Genomic DNA, 23,887 nt, shown 5'->3' with positions numbered 1-23,887 from the left:
CGAGCCGGAGAGAACCCGGAATGTCGCGCCAGCGGGAGCTGGCGCTGATCGCCGGCGCCGCCGGGCTGTCGCTGGTGGCCGCGATGCTGCTGCGGCGGCGGGCCGAGGACCTGCGCCGCTCGGACGACGCGCCCGGGCGCACGGCGCGGCGGCTGGATTTCGGCGGCTATCGGGTGGACGGGCGCACGGTGACGATCTCTGCCTCGCGGGCGGATATCCATGCGCAGTGGCGCGATCCCGCCCGGCTCAACCGCATCTTCGGCGGCACGCTCAGCCTGCGGCAGCACCCCGGGGACCGCTTCGTCTGGACCATCGACGCCACCCCGGCCCCGATCGAGGTCGAGACGCGGCTGGTCGAGGATCGCCCGGGCGAACTGCTGGCCTGGCGATCCGTCGAAGACGCCGAGATCGACGTCGAGATCAAGCTGCAGCTGCGCGACGCCCCCGCCGCCCGCGGCACCGAGGCCGAGGCCCATGTCGCCTGGCGCCCGCGCTGGGGGCTGGCCGGGCATTACGCCGCCTGGATGCAGGGCACCGACCCCGGGCGGCTGTGCCGGCAGGCGCTCAAGCGCCTGAAGATGCTGGTGGAAACCGGCGAGATCGCCACCGCGGACAACGAACGGAGGGAAGGCTGATGCGCGCCTTGACCTGGCAGGGAAAGCATGACGTGCGGGTCGAGACCGTCCCCGACCCCCGCATCGTCAACCCGCGCGACGCGATCATCCAGGTGACGGCGACGGCGATCTGCGGCTCGGACCTGCATCTTTACGACGCGGTGATCCCCGGGGTGCAGCCGGGCGACATCCTGGGGCATGAATTCATGGGCCGGGTGGTGGAAACCGGCCCCGGCTCGACCCTGAAAAAGGGCCAGCGGGTGGTGGTCCCGTTCACCATTTCCTGCGGCGCCTGTTTCTTTTGCGCACAGGGGCAGTTCTCGGCCTGCGACAACTCGAACCCGGTCGAGACGCAGGAAGCCTCCGAGCTGCTTTACGGGCACGCGATGAGCGGGCTGTTCGGCTATTCGCATCTGACCGGCGGCTATCCGGGCGGGCAGGCGGAATATGTGCGGGTGCCGTTTTCCGACGTCGGCCCCGTCGTCATCCCCGACGGCATCCCCGACGAACAGGTGCTGTTCCTGTCCGACATCCTGCCCACCGGCTGGATGGCGGCGGAAAACGCGCAGATCCACCCGGGCGACAGCGTCGCGGTCTGGGGCTGCGGCCCGGTCGGGCTGTTCGCGATCCAGTCGGCGCTGCTGATGGGCGCGGGCCAGGTGATTGGCATCGACCACCACCCCAACCGGCTGCGGCTGGCCCGCGACCTGGGCGCCCGCACCATCGACTATCGCCACAGCCACGTGCTCGAAGCGCTGATGGAGATGACCGGCGGCATCGGCCCCGACGCGGTGATCGACGCGGTGGGGATGGAAAGCCACGGGTTTTCCCCCGACAACCTGCTGGACGCGGCCAAGCAGAAGATCGGCATCGGCGCCGACCGCGCGCATGTGCTGCGCATGGCGCTGATGGCGGTGCGCAAGGGCGGGCGGGTGTCGGTCCCCGGCGTCTATGGCGGGTTCGCGGACAAGTTCCCGCTGGGGGCGCTGATGCAGAAGGGGCTGCAGATCCGCACCGGCCAGACCCATGTGCAGAAATACACAAGCGAGCTGCTGCAACGCATCATGGAGGGGCAGATCGACACCACCTTCCTGATCTCGCACCGGCTGTCCCTGGAAGAGGCGGCCGAGGGCTACCGGAACTTTCACGAAAACCAGAACGAATGGACCAAGGTGGTGCTGACGCCCGGATAGGGCGTCCCGCCGCCGCGGCGGTGCGGCCAGGCGGCGCGCCGCGGCGGCATCTTTCGAAACCTTCCCCGAGCGGGGCCTGGCCGCCATGCTGCCGCAACCGAAAATCAAGGTTTCTCGATGTCCCCGCGCGCGGCGGCAGCATCTTGAAGCGGGCCGTTCGGAGAGCCGGGGCCCGGCCGCTACCTGTCAGCGCCGCGGCTCGTCGGGCAGGTCGCCCTCATCCGCCTGCTCGCGGTTGCCGGCGTGGTCGTGGTACTGCTGGTTCTGCACATGGCGGCTGTCGAGACCGCGCTGGCTGGAATGGCGCGAGGTGTCGCGATTGGACAGCACCTCGTTCTCGGGCAGGTTCTCGGCAGTGTCGGGGCTCATGCCGCCGGTGCCGTCACCCTTGCCCTGATCCTGCTGCCCTGCCCCGAATTTCTTGCTGCTTGCGTTGGCCATGGCGCTTTCCTTTGCATTCGGAATGGTGAGGGGTGGCAACCCGGAATCCCCGGCAATGTTCCCGGAAATCACACGGCCGGGCGCGGTTCCGCCAAGGGCGAAACCGGCCGCGCCGCAGGCCCGGCCCCCCCCCTGGAACCACCAATCCGCTGCTGCTGGACGACGGCGTGCTGACCCTGCGGGACGAGGAACTCTCGGAAACCGAGGACAAGGACCGGCAGTTCCCGGAACATTTCTACGGCCGCTTCGACCGCCGCATCCCGCGGGCTACGAGGTCGACGGGAACGCAGTCGAGGCCGGGTTCCGCAACGGGGTGCTGACCGTGACCCTGCCCAAGACCGAAAAGGCGCAGTCGCAGGTCAAGCGCATCCCGAACAAGGGCTGACGCCTGTTCGCCGGCGGCGGGACATCCGGCCGCCGGCAGCCCTCTGGGGCGGCATCGGAACGGGCCCGGGTGTCAGGCGTGTCGTCGGGGCGCGCCTCGCCTGCACTGCGCTGGTCGCGGCCGATCTGACCGGCGGGCTCGCCGCCCGGCGTGTCGCGGTCGAGGTGATCGCGGGGGCCGAGGACAGCCGTCGCCCCCGGATCTGGTGGCGGCATTGGCGGCGGCGATCCCCGGGGTGGGGCTCCACCACCCTGCCCGGCGTCGGGCACATTCCGCCGGTCGAGCGCCGCGGGCGATGGCCGCGGTGATCGCGAGACTGGCCGGAACCGCCCCGGCGTCCTGACCGGCCGAAGGCGGGGCGGCGGTTTTCGACAGGACCGCGCGCCGGTCCGCGGGTCAGACCCGCTCCAGCGCGATGGCGATGCCCTGGCCCACGCCGATGCACATGGTCGCAAGCGCCCGGCGGCCGCCGGTTTCGTGCAGTTGCAGCGCGGCGGTGCCGGTGATGCGGGCGCCCGACATGCCCAGCGGGTGGCCCAGTGCGATGGCGCCGCCATTCGGGTTCACCCGCGGATCGTCGTCGGCGATTCCCAGCTGGCGCAGCGTGGCGATGCCTTGGGCGGCGAAGGCTTCGTTCAGCTCGATCACGTCGAAATCGCCGGGGGCGAGGCCCAGCCGGTCCAGCAGCTTCTGCGACGCCGGCGCCGGGCCGATCCCCATGATCCGCGGCGGCACCCCGGCAGTGGCCCCGCCCAGCACCCGGGCGAGGGGGGTCAGCCCATGTCGCGCCGCCGTCGCCGCATCGGCGAGGATCAGCGCCGCTGCCCCGTCGTTCACCCCGCTGGCATTGCCCGCGGTGACCGAGCCGTTGGGGAACAGCGGCTTCAGCCCGGCCAGCGCCTCGGCGGTGGTGGCGCGGGGGTGTTCGTCGCGCGCGACCTCCAGCGGCTCGCCCTTGCGCTGGGGGACGCTGACCGGGGTGATCTCGCGCGCCAGCCGCCCGCTGGCCTGCGCCGCCGCGGCCTTTTGTTGCGAGGCGAGCGCCATGGCGTCCTGCGCCTCGCGCGAGACGCCGAAATCATCGGCGACGTTCTGGCCGGTCTGCGGCATGGAATCGACGCCATGGGCCGCCCGCATCGCCGGGTTGACGAAGCGCCAGCCGATGGTGGTGTCGTGGATCTCGGCCGCGCGGGAAAACGCGGTCTCGGCCTTGGGCATCACGAAGGGGGCGCGGGACATGCTTTCCACCCCGCCCGCGATCACCAGCCCGGCCTCGCCCGCCGCGATCTGGCGGGCGGCGGTCAGCACCGCGTCCATGCCGGAGCCGCAGAGCCGGTTGATGGTGGTCCCGCTCACCGCCACCGGCAGCCCGGCCAGCAGCGCCGACATGCGGGCGACGTTGCGGTTGTCCTCGCCCGCCTGATTGGCGCAGCCATAGATCACGTCGTCCACCGCCGCCCAGTCCACGCCCGGGTTGCGCGTCATCAGCGCGCGCAGCGGCACCGCGCCCAGGTCGTCGGCGCGCACCGCGGACAGTGCCCCGCCGTAGCGGCCGATGGGGGTACGGATATAGTCGCAGATGAAGACTTCGGTCATGCTCACAGCTCCGGGCAGATCAGGTCGGCGACCGGGCCGGGGGTCAGCAGCCTGGCGCCGGTCACGGCCTGCAAGGCGTCCATGGACAGCGCGGGCAGTTTCTCGCGCAGCACGAAGCGCCCGTCGGCGACGTCGATCACGGCAAGGCTGGTGTAGACCCGGGTCACGCAGCCCACCCCGGTCAGCGGCAGGGTGCAGCGTTCCAGCAGCTTGGGCCGGCCGTCGCGGGTGACGTGGCCGGTGATCACCGCCACCCGCTTGGCGCCATGGACCAGATCCATCGCGCCGCCCACGGCGGGAACCCCCTTGGGCCCGGTGGACCAGTTCGCCAGATCGCCGTTCTGGGCGACCTCGTAGGCGCCCAGGATCGCCACGTCCAGATGCCCGCCCCGCACCATGGCGAAACTGTCGGCGTGGTGGAAGAACGAGGCCCCCGGCTTTAGCGTCACCGCCTTTTTCCCGGCGTTGATCAGGTCCCAGTCCTCGGCGCCGCTGGCCGGGCTTTCGCCGAAATTGAGGATGCCGTTCTCGGTGTGGAACACCGCCTCGCGCCCCGGCGGCTGGTATTGCGCCACCTTTTCGGGCAGGCCGATGCCCAGGTTGACATAGGCGCCATCGGCGATGTCCTGCGCGGCGCGCCAGGCGATCTGGTTGTCGGTCAGCTTGTCCATCATTCGGCCTCCAGCGGATAGGTGGCGCGGGCGCGGTTCAGGTCTTCCTCCTGCACGGGGGCCGTGACCTCGACCACGCGCTGCACGAAGATGCCGGGAGTGACCACCTGTTCGGGGTCGATCCCGCCCGCGGGCAGGACGCGGCGCGCCTGCACGACGGCGATGGCGGCGGCCATGCACATCAGCGGCCCGAAATTGCGCGAGGCGGCGCGATAGGTCAGGTTGCCGTGGGGGTCGGCGGTCTCGGCCTTGACCAGCGCGAAATCGGCCTTGAGCCAGCGCTCGCGCACGTAGGACCGGCCCTCGAACAGCTCGACCGGCTTACCCGCCGCCAGATCGGTGCCGAAGCTGGTGGGGGTGTAGAAGGCCGGGATCCCTGCCCCGCCGGCGCGGATGCGTTCGGCAAGCGTCCCCTGCGGCACCAGCTCCAGCTCGATCCGGCCCTCCTGATACGCCTGGGTGAACACCACCGGATCGGCCGAGCGCGGGAAGGAACAGATCAGCTTGCGCACCATCCCCGCCTCGATCAGCGCGGCCAGGCCCACGTGGCCGTTGCCGGCGTTGTTGTTGATCACCGTCAGCCCGGCCGGGTGGCCGGTGGCGCGGAAGCGGTCGATCAGCGCGTGGATCAGCTCGATCGGAGAGCCCGCGCCGCCGAAGCCGCCGATCATCACGCTGGCGCCGTCGGGAATATCCGCGACGGCGGCGGCGACATTCGTGACTGTCTTGTCCAATGCGTTGCCCCTTTCCATGCCCGTTCACGCCCGGCCAGCCATAGGCGCGTCCCGGGGGTTCCGTAAACCCGATTTGTGCGATATACTGCATTTGTTTCCATATCGCACAAACGGAGGCAGGATGATCGCAGAGCGGGACATGATGGGCGGGCTGGCCAAGGGGCTGGCGGTGATCGAGACCTTCACCGCGGCAAGCCCGCGCCAGTCCATCGCCGAGGTGGCGGCGGCATCTAGCCTCGACCGCGCCACCGCCCGGCGCTGCCTGCTGACGCTGGCCCATCACGGCTATGCCGACTGGGACGGCAAGTTCTTCACCCTCACCCCCCGGGTGCTGCGGCTGGGCACCGCCTGCCTGGCCACCATGCCACTGCCGCAGATCGTGCAGCCGCTGCTGGACCGGCTGTCCGAAGAGATCGGCGAAAGCTCGTCGGTGTCGATCCTCGACGGGGCCGAGATCGTCTATGTCGCCCGCGCCGCGCAGCAGAAGGTGATGTCCATCGCACTGATGCCGGGGTCGCGGCTGCCGGCGCATTGCACCAGCATGGGCCGGGTGCTGCTGGCCGCCCTGCCCGAGGCCGAGGCCCGCGCCCTTCTGGGCCCCGGCCCGCTGCCGGCCCGCACCAAGCAGACCCTGACCGACCCCGAGGCGGTGCTGGCCGAATTGGCGCGGGTGCGGGCGCAGGGCCATGCGGTCAACGACCAGGAAATCGAGATCGGCCTGCGCTCGATCGCGGTGCCGGTGCTGAATGCGCGCGGTCAGGTGGTGGCGGCGCTGAACGTCGGGCTGTCGGCCGCCCGGGCCGAGGCCGCCGAACTGTCGGCGCGGTTCCTGCCACAGTTGCTCCGGGCGCAGGCAGAGCTGCGCGCCATGCTGCGCTAGGGTCCGGCCCTAGGCGGCGCCGGGGGTCGGCGGCGGGATGCGCCCATGGGCCGCCACCCAGTCGCGGGCGCCCGCCAGCACCGCATCGTGGACGGCGCGGCCCAGCGCTTCGCCCAGCGGGGTGTGCAGCCCGGCGAACCCGGTCGCTCCGCCGTCGCAGGCCAGCGCGATGCAATCGGTGCCGGTGCCGGTCGCCAGCCCCGAGGGCAGCATGATCCCGGCCTCGAGCACCGCCAGGGTGCGCGCCTGCGCGGCGATGGTCAGCGCCTCGATCATCGCGGTCTCGGTCAGCCCTTCGGCCACCAGAATCGCCAGGTTGATGGTGCCGTAGCCCGGTTGCGGCTGCGGCTGGGGTTGGGTTTCGACCGCCGCAGGCACCTGGCGGCGATGGCCCACCCGCTCGGCATTGCCCAGGCCCACGGTCGCCACACAGCAGACCGGGCCCGCGCGGCTGACCCGGTAATGCCGCAGCGGGCGCGAGGTCATCATGCAGACCGACTGTGCCTGCCCGATCCCCCGCAACTGCCCGTCCAGCCAGCGATGCGCGTCCAGCCCCTCGGGCAGGTCGGCGTTGCGCACCTCGCGCAGCAGGATGTGGCGGGCGCGGCGAAACCCGGGGTTATGCGGCGCAAAGGACAGCACCCGACGCGGGCGGCCAAGATCGGCGATCAGCCACGGCGGGGTCAAGGTCAGGCGCAAGAGGTCCCCGAGAATAACGGGTACAATTCAGGGTCCTGCAAAGAATACTTCGTGAAGATTCAAGGTCAGCTTTCCAGCGCCTCTTCGGCGCGGTCGGCCAGCGCCTCGGCGCGGGCGGCGATCTCGGCCATGGCCTCGGCAATGCCTGACGGGATCACCGGCACCTCGATCCGCGGCGGGTTGGCCTTGAGCCGGTTGAGCTCGCGTTCGGCGGCGGCGGCACGGTCCTCGGTCGCGGACATGCGGTCGGCCAGCATCAGCCCGGCCAGCAGCAGCAGCCGCGGCTCGGGCATCCGCCCGGCCTGTTCGAGGATGGCGCGGGCCTCGGTGTCCAGCATGGCAGCGGCGCGGCGCAGCAGCCGCTCCTCGCCCTCCTGGCAGGCGAGCTCGTAGGATTTATGGCCGATGTTGAATTCGACGGTGGGCATCAGCGCGGGTCCTCGGCAGGGGCGTGGTCGGTGTCGGGCTGGTGGCTGTCGTCGTCGGAGCCTGCCAGATCCTCGGGTAGCGGGTCCTCATCATGGGCGATGCCGGGCGGCAGGATCGTGTCGGGGGCGCTGTCCTCGGGCAGCGCATCCTCGGCCCCCAGCGGCAGCGCCTCGGGATCGGGGGTCGAGGCCGTGAAATCAGCCGCCGGATGCGCCGGCGGCACCGCGGGCGAGGCGGCGGGCGGCACCCCCAGCATCCGGTCCAGCGCGTCGAGGATCTCGCCCATATGGGCGATCTCGGCGGCGCGGGCGGCGCGCAGGGCGGCCAGCTCGGCCTCGAGCGCGGCGAGGATCGCGGCGCCGCCATCGCGGGCCCAGTCGGCCGGGGCACCGCCCGCGGCCGCGGCCAGCTGACGGTTGGCCTGCGCCAGCGCATCATTGGCGGCAGCCAGCTGGGCGGCACGGGCGCCCGTCTCGGCCAGACGCTCATGCGCGCGGCCCAGCTGCTGCTGCATCGCCTCGACCGTGGCAGCCTGGCGGTCGTGCAGCGCCGCGACCTCGGCCGAGACATCGGTGCCGGGCGCGGGCAGCGCCGAAGCCGGGGCCACGGCAGCCGCGCCCAGCTCGGCCATACGCCGCGCCGCACGCTCGACGGCGTGATCCATGCGGTCCAGAGCGGCGATCAGGCGCCGCTCGGCGGCGGAAAGGTCCTTCATCACGAAACGATCCCCCTGCGTCCGTCCGTTCATCGCAAACGCGGCGTCCCGATACAACCCGCCAGCTGCCCCTGCGGCAACGGATCGCCGTATGGCTGCACGCCCGACCCGCTTGTCGGGGCGCCGGGCGCTACCTATAACGCGGCTCATGTGTCCAGCGGCCGGAATATTCCGAATTAGCCGCCCGGTGGCGTGACCCTGCGCCACCGGGTTCCTTTTGCGGCTGCCCGGCGTCAAGTCGGCGGCCCGCCCGATCTGCACGACATTTGCGCCCGCCGCTTCCGACCAAGGAAAACCGCCCGATGACCGCCGAGACCACCGATTCCACCGCCCCCGACTATCGCGACAGCGTGTTCCTGCCGCAGACCGATTTCCCGATGCGCGCCGGGCTGCCGCAGCGCGAACCGGAATGGCTGGCCCGCTGGGAACGGATCGGCATCTACGACCGGCTGCGCGAGCGCGCCGGCGACCGGCCGCTGTTCGTGCTGCACGACGGCCCCCCCTATGCGAACGGGCATCTGCATATCGGCCACGCGCTGAACAAGGTGCTCAAGGATTTCATCGTCCGCAGCCGGCAGATGATGGGCTGCGAATCGCGCTATGTGCCGGGCTGGGACTGCCACGGCCTGCCGATCGAGTGGAAGATCGAGGAACAGTACCGCGCCCAGGGCCGCGACAAGGATGCCGTGGACGTGGTCGAGTTCCGGCAGGAATGCCGCCGCTTTGCCGAGGGCTGGGTGGACATCCAGCGCGAGGAGTTCAAGCGCCTGGGCGTCACCGGCAAATGGGACGACCCCTATCTGACCATGGACTATCACGCCGAGGCGGTGATCGCGGCCGAGTTCATGAAGCTGCTGATGAACGGCAGCCTCTATCAGGGATCCAAGCCCGTGATGTGGTCGCCGGTCGAACAGACCGCGCTGGCCGAGGCCGAGGTCGAATATCACGACATCACCAGCCATCAGATCTGGGTGGCGTTCCCGGTGGTGGCGCAGCACGAGTTTGCGCCGCTGGACGGCTGCATGAGGACCGACCTGCTGGGCGCGTCGGTGGTGATCTGGACCACCACGCCGTGGACCATCCCGCAGAACCGCGCCGTGGCCTACGGGCCGGGCATCGCCTATGGGTTGTACGATGTGACCGGCAAGGGCAGCGTGCTGCTGGCCGACGCGCTGGCCGAGCAGGTGTTCACCGCGGCGAAACTGGAACCCGGCGACTGGCGGCGGCTGCGCGAGGTGGGGGCGGAGGAACTCGCCTCGCTGGTGCTGGCGCATCCCTATCGCGGGATCGAGGGCGGCGCGGGCGAATGGGACTATGACGTGCCCCTGCTGCCCGGCGAGCATGTGACCGAGGACGCCGGCACCGGCTTTGTCCACACCGCCCCCAGCCACGGCGACGACGACTATCAGCTGGCGCTGAAGTTCGGCTTGGCCATGACCCACAACGTGCTGCCCGATGGCAGCTATCGCGCCGACCTGCCGCTGTTCGGAGGGCAGGCGATCCTGACCGCCGAGGGCAAGGAGGGCCCCGCGAACGTCAGCAACATCAAGGCGCTGGCCGCGCAGGGGGCGCTGTTCGCCAAGGGCAAGATCAAGCACTCCTACCCGCACAGCTGGCGGTCGAAGGCGCCGGTGATCTATCGCAACACGCCCCAGTGGTTCGCCGCCATCGACCGCGACCTGAACGACGGCATGGACGACTATGGCCAGACCATCCGGGCCCGCGCACTGACCTCGATCGACGCGCTGGTGGAATGGACCCCGCAGACGGGACGCAACCGCATCCACTCGATGGTGGAAAACCGCCCCGACTGGGTGCTGTCGCGCCAGCGCGCCTGGGGGGTGCCGCTGACCTGCTTCACCAGGCGCGGCGCAAGGCCGGACGATGCCGATTTCCTGCTGCGCAGCCACGAGGTCAACGCCCGCATCCTCGAATCCTTCCAGGAACATGGCGCAGATGCCTGGTATCGCGACGGTTTCAAGGAACAGGTGCTGGACGGCATCGTCGATCCGGCCGATTACGAGCAGGTGACCGACGTGCTGGACGTGTGGTTCGATTCCGGCTCGACCCACGCCTTCGTGCTGCGCGACCGCGCCGACGGCACCCCGGACGGGCTGGCCGACCTGTATCTGGAAGGCACCGACCAGCATCGCGGCTGGTTCCAGTCCTCGCTGCTGCAGGCCTGCGCGACGCGCGGCCGCGCACCCTATCGCGGGGTGCTGACCCATGGCTTCACCCTCGACGAAAAGGGCATGAAGATGTCCAAGTCGCTGGGCAACACCGTCGCCCCGCAAGAGGTCATCGACCAGTATGGCGCCGATATCCTGCGGCTGTGGGTGGCGCAGTCGGACTATACCGCCGACCTGCGCATCGGGAAGGAGATCCTCAAGGGCACCGCCGATTCCTATCGCCGGCTGCGCAACACCATGCGCTTCATGCTGGGGGCGCTGGACGGGTTCTCGGACGCCGAGCGGATCGACCCCGCCGAGATGCCGGAACTGGAACGCTGGGTGCTGCACCGGCTGGCCGAGCTGGATGGCCGCGTGCGCGAGGGCTATGCCGCCTATGATTTCCAGGGGGTGTTCCGGTCGCTGTTCGATTTTGCCACCGGCGACCTGTCGGCGCTGTGGTTCGATATCCGCAAGGACGCGCTTTACTGCGACGCGCCGGGCAGCAAGCGGCGGCGCGCGGTGCGCACGGTCATGGACCTGCTGTTTCACCGGCTGACGCTGTGGCTGGCGCCGATGCTGCCCTTTACCACCGAGGATGTGTGGCTGTCGCGCTTCCCCTCGGACGAGGACAGCGTGCATCTGCATGACTTCCCGGCGACGCCCGCGGAATGGCTGGACCCGGCGCTGGCGGCGAAATGGGACGCCCTGCGCCGCGCCCGCCGGGCGGTGACCGCGGCGCTGGAGCTCAAGCGCGCCGACAAGACCATCGGCGCCAGCCTCGAGGCCGCGCCGATCGTGCATGTCGAGGACGCGGGGCTGCTGGCGGCGCTGCGCTCGGTCGATTTCGCGGATGTCTGCATCACCAGCGCCATCCAGCTGAGCGCCGACCCCGCCCCGCCCGAGGCCTTCCGCCTGCCCGAGGTGCCGGGCATCGGCGTGGTGTTCGAGGAAGCCCCGGGGCAGAAATGCCAGCGCTGCTGGAAGATCCTGCCCGACGTCGGCCACCACCCGCACGAGGCCACCTGCGCCCGCTGCGACGCGGTGCTGGCGGGCTGAGGGGCGCGCCCGGAACGGGGCGCGGGGCCTGCCCGCGCCCTGCCCCGGCCCGGCCGCGGGAAACCCGCGAAACCCGCGGGGATTTCGGCGAAATGCGGCAGAATCCGGTTGACTCGGGCAGGCATCTGCTTAAAAGGCAGGCTTCACAGGATTTCACGGGGTTCTCGGACGGCCAACGGCCCGCCCCGAAGCAGGAGCAGGACCAATGGCGAAGCCGACGACGATCAAGATCCGTCTGAACTCGACGGCGGGCACCGGGCATTTCTATGTCACCAAGAAAAACGCCCGGACCATGACCGAAAAGATGACGGTCAACAAATACGACCCCGTCGTGCGCAAGCACGTCGAATACAAGGAAGGCAAGATCAAGTAAGATCGCGCCGTTCCGCAAGGATCTGGACCGCGCCCGGCACATCGCCGCGGCGCGGTTTTCTTTTCTGGAGAAAGGGGGGCTTTGCCCCCCGGCGCGTGGCGCCACTGCCGTGGCCTTGCTCGCTGAAAACAGTCCACCGGACTGTTTTCCGGGCGCTTGCAAGCCCCCAGGATATTTCTGGACAGAAGATGCCCTCAGCCGGCGTCGGGGCGGGAATCCTCGGCCGTGGAGTGGCGGGCGAACAGGGGCGCGTTGGCGGCGAAGAAGCCCAGCGTCAGCAGGATCAGGCCCACGGTCTTGAACACCACCCAGGTGGTGTCGGACTGGGTGCGCCAGATCGCCTCGTTCAGAACGGCGAGGCCAAGGCAGAACCAGATCAGCCGCGTGGTGAGGATGCGCCAGCCCTCGGGCGACAGCGGCAGCGCCTCGCCCATGGCGGCGGCCAGCCAGTTGCGGCGCAGCGCCACCCCGGTCGCCAGCAGCGCCGCGAAGATCAGGTAGATCAGCGTCGGCTTCATCTTGATGAAGCGGGGATCGTTCAGCCAGATGGTCAGCCCGCCGAACACCACCACCACCGCCAGCGTCACCAGCTGCATCACCGACAGCGTGCCGGTGCGCGCCCAGAGGATCCAGTTCGCCGCCACCGTCAGCGGCACGAACACCAGCGTGGCGAGGATCAGCCCCGGGTAGCCCTGCCCCCAGAGGGTGACGGTTTCGTTGCGGTAAAGCAGGAACACGGCGAGGAAGACCACCAGCGGCCCATAGTCGAGCAGCGTCTTGAGTTTGGGGGACATGGGGGCTTTCCTTGCTGGTTCAGAACGGCACGTCGTCGGGTGTCACGTCCGGGGCGGCGGTGGCGGCGGGCTGGACATAGGCCGCCTTGATGGTCTTGAAACCGGCCGGGAACTCGACCGTCAAGGTGTCCTCGGCGATACCCATGATGCTGCCGGTGCCGAATTTCTGGTGGAACACCCGGTCGCCGACCGCGAAACGCGCCGCAGGCTCGGCGTCGATGGTGATGGGGGTGCGGTGGACCGGCGCCGGGCGGGCGCTGGCGCGGTCCTGCATCCGCTTCCACCCCGGCGAGTTGTAGACATCGGCGCGCGAGGCGCGGTCGTGCATCGACGATTGCGCAAAGGGCTGGGCCCCAAAAGACTGGGCAGCCGCGCCATAGCCACCGTTGTAGAGCCCGGGCGGGGTCAGCACCTCGATGTGATCCTCGGGCAGCTCGTCGATGAAGCGCGAGGGCAGCGAGGACTGCCATTGTCCGTAGAGGCGGCGGTTGCCGGCGAAGCTGATGGTCGCCAGCTCCTCGGCCCTTGTCAGGCCGACATAGGCCAGCCGGCGTTCCTCCTCGAGCCCCTTCAGCCCCGATTCGTCCATGCTGCGCTGGCTGGGAAACAGACCGTCCTCCCACCCCGGCAGGAACACGATGGGATATTCCAGCCCCTTGGCGGCGTGCAGCGTCATGATCGAGACTTCCTCGGCCTGCTCGCCCTCGGCCGCGTCCATCACCAGCGCCACATGTTCAAGGAAGCCCTGCAGGTTGTCGAACTCTTCCAGCGCCTTGACCAGCTCCTTGAGGTTGTCGAGCCTGCCCGGCGCGTCGGGCGACTTGTCGTTCTGCCACATCGCGGTGTAGCCGGTCTCGTCCAGGATCCGCTCGGCCAGCGCCACGTGGCTGGCGCGGCTGTCCAGCGCCTCGGCGTGGAAGGCGCCCATCTGCTCGACCAGCCGCCGCAGCGCCGCCGCGGCCTTGCCCGACAGCCCGCCCCCCGCCACCACCGCCGCCGCGCCCTCCAGCAGCGACAGCCCGCGCTCGCGCGCCTCGCGCTGGATGGTCTGCAGCGCCTTGGGGCCGAGCCCGCGCCTGGGGGTGTTCACGATCCGCTCGAAGGCGAGGTCGTCGGTGGGGCTGACCGCCAGCCGGAAATACCCCATGGCGTCGCGGATTTCCTGGCGTTCGTAGAAGCGCGGGCCGCCGATCACCCGGTAGGGCAGGCCGATGGTCAGGAAACGATCCTCGAACGCCCGCATCTGGTGGCTGGCGCGCACGAGGATGGCGATCTCGTTAAGTGAGTATTTTTGGACTACATATGACTGCACCGCTCCAAGCATGTTGCCAGCGGCTCTGGTGTCTTTCTCTGCTTGCAGCAGATTCAGCACCAAGTTGTAGGTTTTCAAGTTCCTATAAACTTCGCCGCTTTCAAATGCCTGACGAATGTAGCCGTGCTTTTCAATTGGTCCGAGACCAGCCTTGGAACGCCGATCTAGCTCCTGCTCGAAACTCTCTAGACGCGGATTGTATCGGCTTTTCGCCTCCGCTGATCGACCACTGTGATGATCCTCGATCTTCTCGCCGATCCAGCGGGCCTCGGCCTCGCTGTCCCAATGGCCGATCAACCGGACTTTTTCGCCGTCCTGTGCGTCGGTCCATAGCTCTTTTCCAAGTCGCCCCTTGTTATGTTCGATCAGCCCCGAGGCGGCGGCGAGGATATGCGGGGTGGAACGGTAGTTCTGTTCCAGCCGGATCACCTGCGCGCCGGGGAAATCCGCCTCGAACCGCAGGATGTTGCCGACCTCGGCCCCGCGCCAGCCATAGATCGACTGGTCGTCGTCGCCGACGCAGCAGATGTTGCGGTGCCCCTGCGCCAGCAGCCGCAGCCACAGATATTGCGCGACGTTGGTGTCCTGGTATTCGTCGACCAGGATATAGCGGAAACGGTCCTGCCATTGCGCCAGCACGTCCGGGTGCGCCTGGAAGATCATCACGCAATGCAGCAGCAGGTCGCCGAAATCGACGGCGTTCAACTCCAGCAGCCGGCGCTGATAGGCGGCGTACAGCGCGACGCCGCGGCCGTCATAGGCGTGGCCTTCGCCAGAGGGCACGCGCGAGGGGGTCAGAGCGCGGTTCTTCCAGTCGTCGATCAGCCCGGCCAGCTGCCGCGCGGGCCAGCGTTTCTCGTCGATGTTTTCGGCCGCGATCAGCTGTTTCAGCAGCCGGATCTGGTCGTCAGTGTCCAGGATGGTGAAGCCGGGTTTCAGGTGCAGTTCGCCATCGCCCACCAGCTCGGCATGGCGGCGCAGGATCTTGACGCTGATCGAGTGGAAAGTGCCCAGCCACGGCATCCCCTCGACCGTCTCGCCCAGCAGCCGGGCCACGCGTTCCTTCATTTCCCGCGCGGCCTTGTTGGTGAAGGTGACGGCGAGGATGCGGCCCGGCGTGGCGCGGCCCTGCATCAGCAGATGCGCGATGCGGGTGGTCAGCGCCCTTGTCTTGCCGGTGCCGGCGCCTGCCAGCAGCAGCACCGGCCCGTCCAGCGTCTCCACCGCCAGCCGCTGCGCCGGGTTCAGCCCGTCCAGATAGGGGGCGGGCCGCGGCGCCATGGCCCGCTGCGACAGCGAGGGGCGGGCCGCAGCCTCGAAGGCGTCGTGATCGTCAAACTGGCTCATGGCCTGCAACATAGAGAAGCCGCGGGCCGCTGCAAAGCCCGCGTTCCCATTCCGTTCGCATTTTGCACGGTTCGGTTACCGCCGGGCCGGGGCGCTGCGGACCAGCGACACCGCCACGCCCGCGGCAAGGATGGCGAAGGTCACCCCCAGCGACAGCGCGGCCGGGACTTTCTCGATCCCCAGCGCCTCGGCCACCACCACCTTGCCGCCGATGAAGATCAGCAGCACCGCCAGCGCCGGCTTCAGCCCCGAGAAGCGGTGCAGCACCGCAGCCAGCGCGAAATACAGCGCCCGCAGGCCAAGGATGGCAAAGATGTTCGAGGTATAGACCAGATAGGGATCGGTGGTGATCGCAAAGATCGCCGGCACCGAATCGACCGCGAACACCACGTCGGCGAACTCGATCGCCACCAGCGCCAGGAACAGCGGCGTCACGAACAGCCGCATCCGGCCCGAGGCGTCGGGCTGGCGGACGACAAAGCTGTTGCCCGCGAAATCCTGCGTCACCCGCAGGTTGCGGCGCATCCAGCGCAGCAGCCGGTTGTCGGTCATGCCCGATTCGTGGTCGTCCCGGCTGAGCAGCATCCGCGCCCCGGTCACGATCAGGAAGGCCGCAAAGACCAGCAGCACCCATTCATAGCGCTGCACCAGCGCCGTACCGAAACCGATCATCAGTGCGCGCAGCACGATCACGCCCAGGATGCCCCAGAACAGCACCCGGTGCTGCAGATGCCGCGGTACTGCAAAGGCACCGAAGATCGTGGCGATGACAAAGATATTATCCATCGCCAGCGATTTTTCGACCACGAAGCCGGTCCAGTATTCGATCGCCGGTTCCGACCCCAGCTGCGCCCAGACGAACCCGCCGAAGCTCAGCCCGATGGCGATGTAGAATGCCGACATCAGCAGCGACTTGCGCACGCCGATTTCCTGCTGGCCGCGGTTCAGCACGCCCAGGTCCAGCGCCAGCAGCCCCAGCACCAGCGCCAGGAAAACCGCCCACATCCACAGGGGCTGGCCAAGAAACAACGAAGAAAGTTCCACAGGTGATCTCCAACGGATGTTGCGTGATGTGACCGACATCACGATCCGCACAGATCGCCAGAGGGGCCCGGTCGGCTGTCCATCTAGGGCCTTGGCCGCAGCCGTCAAGGGAAGATTGCGCTTTATTTGCGACAGGCGTATGCGACGAACATGCCAGATCGCCCGCTTCACCCCCGCACCCGCGCCGTCCACCACGGCATCCGCCGCAGCCAGTATGGCGAAATGGCCGAGGCGCTGTTCCTGACCCAGGGCTTTGCCTATGACAGCGCCGAACAGGCCGAGGCGAGGTTCCAGCACAGCGGCCCGGACGAGTTCATCTATGCCCGCTACGGCAACCCCACCAGCCGCATGTTCGAGGACCGGATGGCCAGCCTCGAAGGGACCGAGGACGCATTCGCGACCGCCTCGGGGATGGCAGCGGTCAACGGGGCGCTGATGGCGGTGGCGGCGCCCGGCAGCCGCATCGTCGCGGCGCGGCAGCTGTTCGGGTCCTGCCTTTACGTGCTGGAGCTGCTGCGCAAGTTCGGGGTCGAGGTGGTGCTGATCGACGGCACCGACCTGGACCAGTGGCGGGATGCGGTGACGCCGGGGACCGCGGCCTGTTTCCTGGAAACCGTGTCCAACCCCACGCTCGAGGTAATGGACCTGGCGGGGATCGCCGAGATCGCCCATGCGGCCGGCGCGCTGGTCATCGCCGACAACGTGTTCGCGACGCCGGTGTTCAGCCGCGCGGTCGAGCTGGGCGCCGATGTGGTGGTCTACTCCACCACCAAGCATGTCGATGGCGGCGGGCGGGCGCTGGGCGGGGTGATCTGCGGCAGCCGCGATTTCGTGCGGACCAGGGCGGAACCCTATCTCAAGCACACCGGGGGCGCGATCTCGCCCTTCAACGCCTGGATCATGCTGAACGGGCTGACCACCATGGACCTGCGGGTCCGCGCCATGGCCGACAGCGCGCAGGCGGTGGCGCAGGCGCTGCAGGGCGCCGGGGTGCGGGTGGTCTATCCGGGGCTGCCCGAGCATCCCCAGCACGCGCTGGCGATGCGGCAGATCGGCTCGGGCGGGACCATGATCGCGCTGGACCTGGGCTCGAAACAGGCGGCCTTCGCGATGCTGGACCGGCTGCGGCTGGTGTCGATCTCGAACAACTTGGGCGACGCCAAGTCGATCGTCACCCACCCCGCCACCACCACCCACCAGCGCCTGCCCGAGGCCGAGCGCGAAGGGCTGGGCATCGGCCCGGGGCTGCTGCGGCTGTCGGTAGGGCTGGAACACCCCGACGACCTGATCGCCGACCTGGTGGGCGCGCTGGCCTAGGCAAGATCGCCTATGGCCGCACGGGGTGCTGGCCTTTTGCCGGCGGGTGACCATATTCAGCCCAGCCAAGCTGAAAGACCTGCCATGACCGAACACCGGCCGCCTCCTGTCGTCCCGCCCGCGCTCAGCCGCGAGTACCCGGGTGATTTCCGGGTGGACGAGGCCTACCGCGCCACCCTGCCCGACCTGCAGAACGGCCCGGCCAGCCTGATCGTCGGCGCCCGCAAGGCGATCCAGCATGTGGGGATTTCCAATTTCCGCCTGCCGATCCGCTATCGCCGCAAGGAAGGCGGCGAGATCCTGCTGGAAACCAGCGTGACCGGCACCGTCAGCCTGGATGCCGACCGCAAGGGCATCAACATGAGCCGGATCATGCGCTCTTTCTACACCCACGCGGAGCAGCAGTTCTCGCTGGGGGTGCTGGCGGCGGCGGTCAGCGACTACAAGGACCACCTCGACAGTTTCGACGCGCGGCTGCAGATGCGGCTGTCCTATCCGATGAAGGTCGGCTCGCTGCGTTCGGGGCTGGAGGGCTGGCAATATTACGACATCGCGATGGAGCTGATCGATCAGGGCGGGCAGCGGCTGCGGGTGATGCATTTCGACTATGTGTATTCCTCGACCTGCCCCTGCTCGCTGGAGCTGGCCGAACATGCCCGCACGGCAAGGGCGCAGCTGGCGACCCCGCATTCGCAACGCTCGGTCGCGCGGATTTCCGCGGCGATGGCGGGCGACGAGAAGCTGTGGTTCGAGGACATGGTGGCGCTGTGCCGCCGCGCCGTCGCCACCGAGACGCAGGTGATGGTCAAGCGCGAGGACGAGCAGGCCTTTGCCGAGCTGAACGCCGCCAACCCGATCTTTGTCGAGGACGCGGTGCGCGCCTTCGCCCACGAGCTCGAGCTCGATCCCCGAATCGGCGATTTCCGCGTGATCGCCAGCCACCAGGAATCGCTGCACTCCCACGACGCCGTCAGCCTGCTGACGGAAGGGCCCACCTTCGCGCAGGCGAGCCTGGATCCGAATATTTTTGCGGGGCTGAGGGTGTAGGGGCTGGTTGCCTTAGCTGTCGGCGGTAGTCGACTGTAATACCGCGAAAATGAGCGAGCGCCGGGGAAGTCGGTTCTGAGGCGTTGCCGTCCCTGATAAGGGCGACCTGCCAACTGGAGCCGACCTCCGTGCGAGCAAGGCTCGACCCTGTAGCTTTTCCGGGTGGATTCGGAACGAGCTAACGTTCGTATGAGATATCGTCGGCAATTTATTATAATATAAAGAAAAATACGCAGGTACGTTGCATCCCCCGAATGCTGCGGTCCCTGTCGCGCACTCCCGCCGAACAAGCACCAGCCGCTTCCAAGAGTCGGCTCCGATGGGTTTATGGCCGCCGGGCCGATTCATGCATCAGCTATATGACGCAACCGATTGTAAATATAACAAGATACATGGGCCTGCAGGCAAGCTCTGCGAAACTGCGCACCCTCCTGCTGGCCGCAGCTCGCCACCCAGCCGCACGACCGCCCCGCAACCCCTCCACAGACAAGAAAAACACGCGCGGATGGCCTGTAAGCCGGGTTCTGTCCGGGGGCTTTCGCCCCGTGGATGACCATTCCTCTGGCCCCGCCGTTGCCGGCGGGATCTAGCTGCCAACCCGGATCTGCTGGGGCGCAGGCGGCCCTGCGGGGTTGCCCCCGCGCGCGATCCCTATTCGGCATTGCTCCTGGTGGGGCTTGCCGTGCCGGTCCGGTTGCCCGTCCCGCGGTGGGCCTTTACCCCACCGTTTCACCCTTGCCGCGCCTAAGCGGGGCGGTCTGTTCTCTGTGGCGCTTTCCCTGGGGTTGCCCCCGCCGGGCGTTACCCGGCACCATGCCTGCATGGAGCCCGGACTTTCCTCGACCGGCGCAAGCGCCGCCCGCGGTCATCCGGCCATCCGCGCGTGACAGGGATATGCGCAGGCCCGGGCGCCGGGTCAAGATGCTGCGCGAAGGCTCAGTCCAGCCGCACCGCCGCCAGGATCGGCCCCGGCCGCCCCGGCCCCAGCGCCTGCTGCACCAGCAGCGCGTGGCTGGTGTCGTCGGGAAAGCGGTCGTCGGCGTCGACCCCGGCCCGGATAGTCAGGCGCAGCGGCGCGCGGGCGGTCCAGTGGGTCAGCAGCTCGGCCCCCACCACCACGTTGCGGTAGTCCAGCGTCATGCCGCGGTTCTCGCCGGCCTCGACCTGCACGCTGCGCCGGGGCAGGAAGCGGATCAGCAGCACGTCCACCCCGCCCGGGATCGCGGCGCGGGGGGTCAGCTGGATCACATGCGCCTCGCCCTCCTCGGTGGCGGTGACCATCACCGCCGAGGGGCGGGCGGCGTGGGCCTCGATCACCGACAGCAGCGCGGCGCGGCCGGTCCCCAGCAGCGTGTCCTGGCCGTCGACGATGATCTGCGGGGTGTAGACGCCGCGCTCGCCGGCGACGGCGGCGTAACCCTCTTGCCGGGCGGTGTGGGCGGGGCTGGCGAAGCCATCCGCCCAGCCCAGGTAGTCCCAGTAATCGACATGCCAGGTCAGCGCCAGCACGCCGGGCGCATCGGCCAGCCCCGCGACCAGCCGGTCGGCGGGCGGGCACGAGGAACAGCCCTGCGCGGTGAACAGCTCGACCACCACCGGCGGCGCGCCCAGGATCGGCTTGCGCGCTGCGGTTGCGGCGGTCCCGGCTGCGGCCATCGGGGCCATGCCGGGCGCGGCGCCGGGCGCCATGCCTTGCGGGGCCAGCGAGAACGCGCCCTCCGGGGCGGCCTTGGCGGCGCCCATTGGCGCCTCGATCACGCCGATGCCGGGTGCGGGGTCGAACTCGGCGCCCAGGGGATCGGTGGCGCCATTTGCCGCAGCCCCCGCCGGCCCCCCAGCCGGCTCGCTCGCCGGAGCCGCAGCCTCTGCCGGTCCGGCCACCTGCGCGCCGCCGCCGGGATCTGCCATCTGCGCCATGGCCGCGGGGGCGGCAATCAGGGCCAGCGCCAGCCCCAGCGCCTGCCCCGCCCCCAAGATCCGCCGCGAAATCCCGCGCGGGCGTCCCTGCGGAACCCGATGAAGAACTGCCATTGTCATTGCCTTGGAATTAGGTCAGCCAGGCCCCGTCCGCCAAATCAACGCTTCGTTAGCAGCGGCCAGCGCACCCCGCCGCGAGTTGAGACTTGCAACCCGCCACGCATTTGTATACCGTCGCATACAACTCGCCGCCACCCCGTTTTCACCCCGCGCTTGCACCCGGGGGTGAGTCGGGGCAATCGGGGCGTTGCCAGCCACCTTGTTCATACTGAGGACGCACAGCCCATGCCGATCGTCACCGGAACCGACACCGCCAAGACCCGCCGCGACCTGACGGTCGACGGGCAGAAAGTGTCCTATTACTCGATCCCCGCCGCGACCGAGGCCGGTCTGGGCGATTTTTCCCGCCTGCCCGCCGCGCTGAAGGTCGTGCTGGAAAACATGCTGCGGTTCGAGGACGGCGGCTTCACGGTCAGCGTGGATGACATCAAGGCCTTCGCCGACTGGGCGCAGAACGGCGGCAAGTCGGATCGCGAGATCGCCTATCGCCCCGCGCGGGTGCTGATGCAGGACTTCACCGGCGTGCCGGCGGTGGTGGACCTGGCCGCGATGCGCGACGGCATCAAGGCACTGGGCGGCAACGCGCAAAAGATCAACCCGCTGAACCCGGTCGATCTGGTCATCGACCACTCGGTGATGGTCGATGAGTTCGGCAACCCCCGCGCCTTCCAGCGCAACGTCGATCTGGAATACGCCCGCAACATGGAACGCTACCAGTTCCTGAAATGGGGCCAGGGCGCGTTCAACAACTTCCGCGTGGTCCCGCCCGGGACCGGCATCTGCCATCAGGTGAACCTGGAATATCTGGCGCAGACCGTCTGGACCGACACCGACCAGACCGGCGCCACCGTCGCCTATCCCGACACGCTGGTCGGCACCGACAGCCACACCACCATGGTGAACGGGCTGGCCGTGCTGGGCTGGGGCGTCGGCGGGATCGAGGCCGAGGCCGCGATGCTGGGCCAGCCGGTGTCGATGCTGATCCCCGAGGTCGTCGGCTTCAAGGTCACCGGCGCCCTGCGCGAGGGGGTGACCGCCACCGACCTGGTGCTCAAGGTCGTCAAGATGCTGCGCGACCACAAGGTGGTCGGCAAGTTCGTCGAGTTCTACGGGCCCGGCCTTGACAACATGCCGCTGGCCGACCGCGCCACCATCGCCAACATGGCCCCCGAATACGGCGCCACCTGCGGGTTCTTCCCGGTCGATGCGGAAACCCTGCGTTACCTGCGCCAGACCGGCCGCGACGAATCCCGCATCGCGCTGGTCGAGGCTTACGCCAAGGAAAACGGCTTCTGGCGCAGCGAAGACTACGATCCGGTCTATACCTCGACCCTGCATCTGGACCTGGGCGACGTGGTGCCGGCGATCTCGGGCCCCAAGCGGCCGCAGGATCACGTGGCGCTGGACGCCGCCGCACAGACCTTTGCCGAATACATCCACGGCATCCGGGTGGCGCCGTCGGCCCCCGCCGTGCAGAAATCCGAGATGACCGAGGAAGGCGGCGCCCCTGCCCCTGATCGCATCCCCGGCGACAACCGCAAGCGCGGCCAGACCTGCACGCTGAACGGCGAAACGTTCCAGCTGTGCGACGGCTCGGTGGTGATCGCGGCGATCACCTCGTGCACCAACACCTCGAACCCCTATGTGCTGATGGCCGCCGGGCTGGTGGCGAAAAAGGCGCATGAGCTGGGGCTGACCCGCAAGCCCTGGGTCAAGACTTCGCTGGCGCCGGGCTCGCAGGTGGTGGCCGAGTATCTCGAGGCCGCCGGCCTGCAGCAGCATCTGGACGCGCTGGGGTTCAACCTGGTCGGTTTCGGCTGCACCACCTGCATCGGCAACTCGGGGCCGCTGGACCCGGCGATCTCCAAGTCGATCAACGACCACGATCTGGTGGCGGTGTCGGTGCTGTCGGGCAACCGCAACTTCGAGGGCCGGATCAGCCCCGACGTGCGCGCCAACTATCTGGCCAGCCCGCCGCTGGTCGTGGCCTATGCCATCGCCGGCGACATGAACATCGACCTGACGCGCGAGCCGCTGGGCAAGTCGAAAGACGGGCAGGACGTCTATCTGAAGGACATCTGGCCCAGCTCGCAGGAGGTGTCGGACCTGGTGGACCGCATCGTCACCCGCGAGATGTTCATCGAGAAATACGCCGACGTGTTCAAGGGCGACGAGCGCTGGCAGGGGGTCGAGGTCACCGACAGCGAGACCTATGACTGGCCGCCGGAATCGACCTATATCCAGAACCCGCCCTATTTCCAGGGCATGGGCCGCGAGCCGGGGGTGATCTCGGACATCTCGGGCGCGCGCGTGCTGGCGGTGCTGGGCGACATGATCACCACCGACCACATCTCGCCCGCCGGCTCGTTCAAGCCGACCACCCCGGCCGGCCGGTATCTGACCGAGCGCGGCGTCGATCCCAAGGACTTCAACAGCTACGGCTCGCGCCGCGGCAACCACGAAGTGATGATGCGCGGCACCTTCGCCAACATCCGCATCAAGAACGAGATGCTGGACGGGGTCGAGGGCGGCTACACCAAGGGCCCCGACGGGCAGGAGACCTCGATCTACGACGCCGCCATGGCGTATCAGGCGCAGGGCGTGCCGCTGATCGTGGTGGGCGGCGTGGAATACGGCGCCGGCTCGTCGCGCGACTGGGCGGCCAAGGGCACCAACCTGCTGGGCGTCAAGGCGGTGATCGCCGAAAGCTTCGAGCGTATCCACCGCTCGAACCTGGTCGGCATGGGCGTGGTTCCGTTCGAGTTCACCGGCGGCGACAACCGCAAGACCCTGGGGCTGACCGGGGACGAGGTGATCTCGATCACCGGGCTGGCCGGCGACTTCAAGCCGCTGTCGCTGGTGCCGGCGGTGATCCGCTATGCCGACAGCTCGGAAAAAACCGTGCAGCTGAAGGCCCGCGTCGATACCGAGGTCGAGATCGAATATCTCAAGAACGGCGGCGTGCTGCACTACGTGCTGCGCAACCTCGCCAAGGGCTGAGCCCCTCGCGTTCAGGAAAAAAGCAAACCCCG

General features: G+C 68.8%; 20 protein-coding genes and 1 other RNA gene. 9 read left to right on the top strand and 12 right to left on the bottom strand.

Annotated features, from left to right (window positions below):
• The first annotated feature begins 20 nt into the window (after positions 1–20).
• A complete protein-coding gene (locus RSP45_RS00640) occupies positions 21–635 on the top strand; it encodes a cyclase (protein ID WP_415392833.1) in 615 nt (204 codons plus the stop codon).
• Positions 635–1,807 carry a zinc-dependent alcohol dehydrogenase gene (locus RSP45_RS00635; protein WP_415392832.1) on the top strand — a complete coding sequence of 391 codons (1,173 nt, stop codon included), beginning with the start codon at positions 635–637 and terminating at the stop codon, positions 1,805–1,807. The genes RSP45_RS00640 and RSP45_RS00635 overlap by 1 nt, the downstream gene beginning before the upstream one ends.
• Before the next feature lie 186 nt (positions 1,808–1,993).
• Here the strand turns inward: RSP45_RS00635 and RSP45_RS00630 are convergent, their stop codons facing one another.
• Positions 1,994–2,248, bottom strand: a complete 255-nt coding sequence (locus RSP45_RS00630) for a hypothetical protein (protein ID WP_415392831.1) — start codon at positions 2,246–2,248, stop codon at positions 1,994–1,996.
• Here RSP45_RS00630 and RSP45_RS00625 point away from each other — a divergent pair.
• Positions 2,247–2,633 (top strand): Hsp20 family protein, encoded by a 387-nt coding sequence (locus tag RSP45_RS00625; RefSeq protein ID WP_415392830.1) that lies wholly within the window; start codon positions 2,247–2,249, stop codon positions 2,631–2,633. The genes RSP45_RS00630 and RSP45_RS00625 overlap by 2 nt on opposite strands.
• A gap of 396 nt (positions 2,634–3,029) precedes the next feature.
• Here the strand turns inward: RSP45_RS00625 and pcaF are convergent, their stop codons facing one another.
• The 3 genes from pcaF to RSP45_RS00610 are packed head-to-tail and all read right to left on the bottom strand — an operon-like array spanning position 3,030 to position 5,634.
• Positions 3,030–4,229 (bottom strand): 3-oxoadipyl-CoA thiolase, encoded by a 1,200-nt coding sequence (pcaF, locus tag RSP45_RS00620; protein ID WP_415392829.1) that lies wholly within the window; start codon positions 4,227–4,229, stop codon positions 3,030–3,032.
• A 2-nt stretch (positions 4,230–4,231) separates the two neighbouring features.
• A complete protein-coding gene (locus tag RSP45_RS00615) occupies positions 4,232–4,900 on the bottom strand; it encodes a 3-oxoacid CoA-transferase subunit B (RefSeq protein WP_415393965.1) in 669 nt (222 codons plus the stop codon).
• Entirely contained in the window at positions 4,900–5,634 is a 735-nt protein-coding gene (locus RSP45_RS00610) for a 3-oxoacid CoA-transferase subunit A (RefSeq protein ID WP_415392828.1), read from the bottom strand. The genes RSP45_RS00615 and RSP45_RS00610 overlap by 1 nt, the downstream gene beginning before the upstream one ends.
• Before the next feature lie 121 nt (positions 5,635–5,755).
• On the opposite strand from RSP45_RS00610, the gene RSP45_RS00605 reads away from it, so the two are divergent.
• Entirely contained in the window at positions 5,756–6,514 is a 759-nt protein-coding gene (locus RSP45_RS00605) for an IclR family transcriptional regulator (RefSeq protein ID WP_415392827.1), read from the top strand.
• A 9-nt stretch (positions 6,515–6,523) separates the two neighbouring features.
• On the opposite strand, the gene RSP45_RS00600 is transcribed toward RSP45_RS00605, so the two are convergent.
• From RSP45_RS00600 to RSP45_RS00590, 3 genes are all read right to left on the bottom strand, one after another.
• The gene (locus RSP45_RS00600; RefSeq protein ID WP_415392826.1) at positions 6,524–7,213 is read right to left on the bottom strand and encodes an adenosylcobinamide amidohydrolase; all 690 of its coding nucleotides are present in this window, start codon (positions 7,211–7,213) and stop codon (positions 6,524–6,526) included.
• Between the two features lie 65 nt (positions 7,214–7,278).
• The gene (locus RSP45_RS00595; protein ID WP_073066601.1) at positions 7,279–7,641 is read right to left on the bottom strand and encodes a cell division protein ZapA; all 363 of its coding nucleotides are present in this window, start codon (positions 7,639–7,641) and stop codon (positions 7,279–7,281) included.
• On the bottom strand, positions 7,641–8,357 hold the full coding sequence (locus tag RSP45_RS00590; RefSeq protein WP_415392825.1) for a hypothetical protein: 717 nt from the start codon (positions 8,355–8,357) through the stop codon (positions 7,641–7,643). Before RSP45_RS00590 ends, RSP45_RS00595 begins: the two co-directional genes overlap by 1 nt.
• A gap of 302 nt (positions 8,358–8,659) precedes the next feature.
• On the opposite strand from RSP45_RS00590, the gene ileS reads away from it, so the two are divergent.
• Together ileS and rpmG are read left to right on the top strand one after the other, a co-directional pair.
• Positions 8,660–11,584, top strand: coding sequence for an isoleucine--tRNA ligase (ileS, locus tag RSP45_RS00585; RefSeq protein WP_415392824.1), 2,925 nt, complete (start codon positions 8,660–8,662; stop codon positions 11,582–11,584).
• Positions 11,585–11,789: 205 nt separating this feature from the next.
• The gene (rpmG, locus tag RSP45_RS00580; RefSeq protein WP_011750518.1) at positions 11,790–11,957 is read left to right on the top strand and encodes a 50S ribosomal protein L33; all 168 of its coding nucleotides are present in this window, start codon (positions 11,790–11,792) and stop codon (positions 11,955–11,957) included.
• Between the two features lie 194 nt (positions 11,958–12,151).
• Here rpmG and RSP45_RS00575 read toward each other — a convergent pair whose 3' ends face one another.
• From RSP45_RS00575 to RSP45_RS00565, 3 genes are all read right to left on the bottom strand, one after another.
• Positions 12,152–12,751 carry an inner membrane-spanning protein YciB gene (locus RSP45_RS00575; RefSeq protein WP_415392823.1) on the bottom strand — a complete coding sequence of 200 codons (600 nt, stop codon included), beginning with the start codon at positions 12,749–12,751 and terminating at the stop codon, positions 12,152–12,154.
• A gap of 19 nt (positions 12,752–12,770) precedes the next feature.
• The gene (locus RSP45_RS00570; protein WP_415392822.1) at positions 12,771–15,410 is read right to left on the bottom strand and encodes an ATP-dependent helicase; all 2,640 of its coding nucleotides are present in this window, start codon (positions 15,408–15,410) and stop codon (positions 12,771–12,773) included.
• Between the two features lie 75 nt (positions 15,411–15,485).
• Positions 15,486–16,415: a TerC/Alx family metal homeostasis membrane protein gene (locus RSP45_RS00565; RefSeq protein WP_415392821.1), complete on the bottom strand. Its 930-nt coding sequence runs from the start codon at positions 16,413–16,415 to the stop codon at positions 15,486–15,488.
• A 189-nt stretch (positions 16,416–16,604) separates the two neighbouring features.
• On the opposite strand from RSP45_RS00565, the gene RSP45_RS00560 reads away from it, so the two are divergent.
• Positions 16,605–17,771 (top strand): aminotransferase class I/II-fold pyridoxal phosphate-dependent enzyme, encoded by a 1,167-nt coding sequence (locus RSP45_RS00560; RefSeq protein ID WP_415392820.1) that lies wholly within the window; start codon positions 16,605–16,607, stop codon positions 17,769–17,771.
• 84 nt (positions 17,772–17,855) lie between these two features.
• Positions 17,856–18,818 (top strand): GTP cyclohydrolase FolE2, encoded by a 963-nt coding sequence (gene folE2 / locus RSP45_RS00555; RefSeq protein WP_415392819.1) that lies wholly within the window; start codon positions 17,856–17,858, stop codon positions 18,816–18,818.
• A gap of 497 nt (positions 18,819–19,315) precedes the next feature.
• Here folE2 and rnpB read toward each other — a convergent pair.
• Both rnpB and RSP45_RS00545 read right to left on the bottom strand, forming a co-directional pair.
• Positions 19,316–19,699: RNase P RNA component class A (rnpB, locus tag RSP45_RS00550), an RNA gene on the bottom strand.
• A 55-nt stretch (positions 19,700–19,754) separates the two neighbouring features.
• Positions 19,755–20,849: a DUF1223 domain-containing protein gene (locus RSP45_RS00545; protein WP_415392818.1), complete on the bottom strand. Its 1,095-nt coding sequence runs from the start codon at positions 20,847–20,849 to the stop codon at positions 19,755–19,757.
• 231 nt (positions 20,850–21,080) lie between these two features.
• Between RSP45_RS00545 and acnA the strand changes: the two genes are divergently transcribed.
• On the top strand, positions 21,081–23,855 hold the full coding sequence (gene acnA, locus RSP45_RS00540) for an aconitate hydratase AcnA (RefSeq protein ID WP_415392817.1): 2,775 nt from the start codon (positions 21,081–21,083) through the stop codon (positions 23,853–23,855).
• Positions 23,856–23,887 lie beyond the last annotated feature (32 nt).

Source organism: Paracoccus sp. SJTW-4 (genome assembly GCF_047716885.1).
Taxonomy (GTDB): Bacteria; Pseudomonadota; Alphaproteobacteria; order Rhodobacterales; family Rhodobacteraceae; genus Paracoccus; species Paracoccus solventivorans.
The sequence above is the reverse complement of the archived record's forward strand: the minus strand, read 5'-3'. Positions and strand labels throughout refer to the sequence as shown.

Coding starts and splice junctions, on each gene's coding strand:
- RSP45_RS00630 (WP_415392831.1), bottom strand. CDS start 2,248: ATGGCCAACGCAAGCAGCAAGAAATTCGGGGCAGGGCAGCAGGATCAG.
- RSP45_RS00625 (WP_415392830.1), top strand. CDS start 2,247: ATGGCGCTTTCCTTTGCATTCGGAATGGTGAGGGGTGGCAACCCGGAA.
- RSP45_RS00590 (WP_415392825.1), bottom strand. CDS start 8,357: ATGAAGGACCTTTCCGCCGCCGAGCGGCGCCTGATCGCCGCTCTGGAC.
- pcaF (WP_415392829.1), bottom strand. CDS start 4,229: ATGACCGAAGTCTTCATCTGCGACTATATCCGTACCCCCATCGGCCGC.
- RSP45_RS00545 (WP_415392818.1), bottom strand. CDS start 20,849: ATGGCAGTTCTTCATCGGGTTCCGCAGGGACGCCCGCGCGGGATTTCG.
- RSP45_RS00560 (WP_415392820.1), top strand. CDS start 16,605: ATGCCAGATCGCCCGCTTCACCCCCGCACCCGCGCCGTCCACCACGGC.
- RSP45_RS00595 (WP_073066601.1), bottom strand. CDS start 7,641: ATGCCCACCGTCGAATTCAACATCGGCCATAAATCCTACGAGCTCGCC.
- acnA (WP_415392817.1), top strand. CDS start 21,081: ATGCCGATCGTCACCGGAACCGACACCGCCAAGACCCGCCGCGACCTG.
- RSP45_RS00575 (WP_415392823.1), bottom strand. CDS start 12,751: ATGTCCCCCAAACTCAAGACGCTGCTCGACTATGGGCCGCTGGTGGTC.
- RSP45_RS00615 (WP_415393965.1), bottom strand. CDS start 4,900: ATGGACAAGCTGACCGACAACCAGATCGCCTGGCGCGCCGCGCAGGAC.
- RSP45_RS00605 (WP_415392827.1), top strand. CDS start 5,756: ATGATCGCAGAGCGGGACATGATGGGCGGGCTGGCCAAGGGGCTGGCG.
- ileS (WP_415392824.1), top strand. CDS start 8,660: ATGACCGCCGAGACCACCGATTCCACCGCCCCCGACTATCGCGACAGC.
- rpmG (WP_011750518.1), top strand. CDS start 11,790: ATGGCGAAGCCGACGACGATCAAGATCCGTCTGAACTCGACGGCGGGC.
- RSP45_RS00570 (WP_415392822.1), bottom strand. CDS start 15,410: ATGAGCCAGTTTGACGATCACGACGCCTTCGAGGCTGCGGCCCGCCCC.
- RSP45_RS00565 (WP_415392821.1), bottom strand. CDS start 16,415: ATGTGGGCGGTTTTCCTGGCGCTGGTGCTGGGGCTGCTGGCGCTGGAC.
- RSP45_RS00640 (WP_415392833.1), top strand. CDS start 21: ATGTCGCGCCAGCGGGAGCTGGCGCTGATCGCCGGCGCCGCCGGGCTG.
- RSP45_RS00635 (WP_415392832.1), top strand. CDS start 635: ATGCGCGCCTTGACCTGGCAGGGAAAGCATGACGTGCGGGTCGAGACC.
- folE2 (WP_415392819.1), top strand. CDS start 17,856: ATGACCGAACACCGGCCGCCTCCTGTCGTCCCGCCCGCGCTCAGCCGC.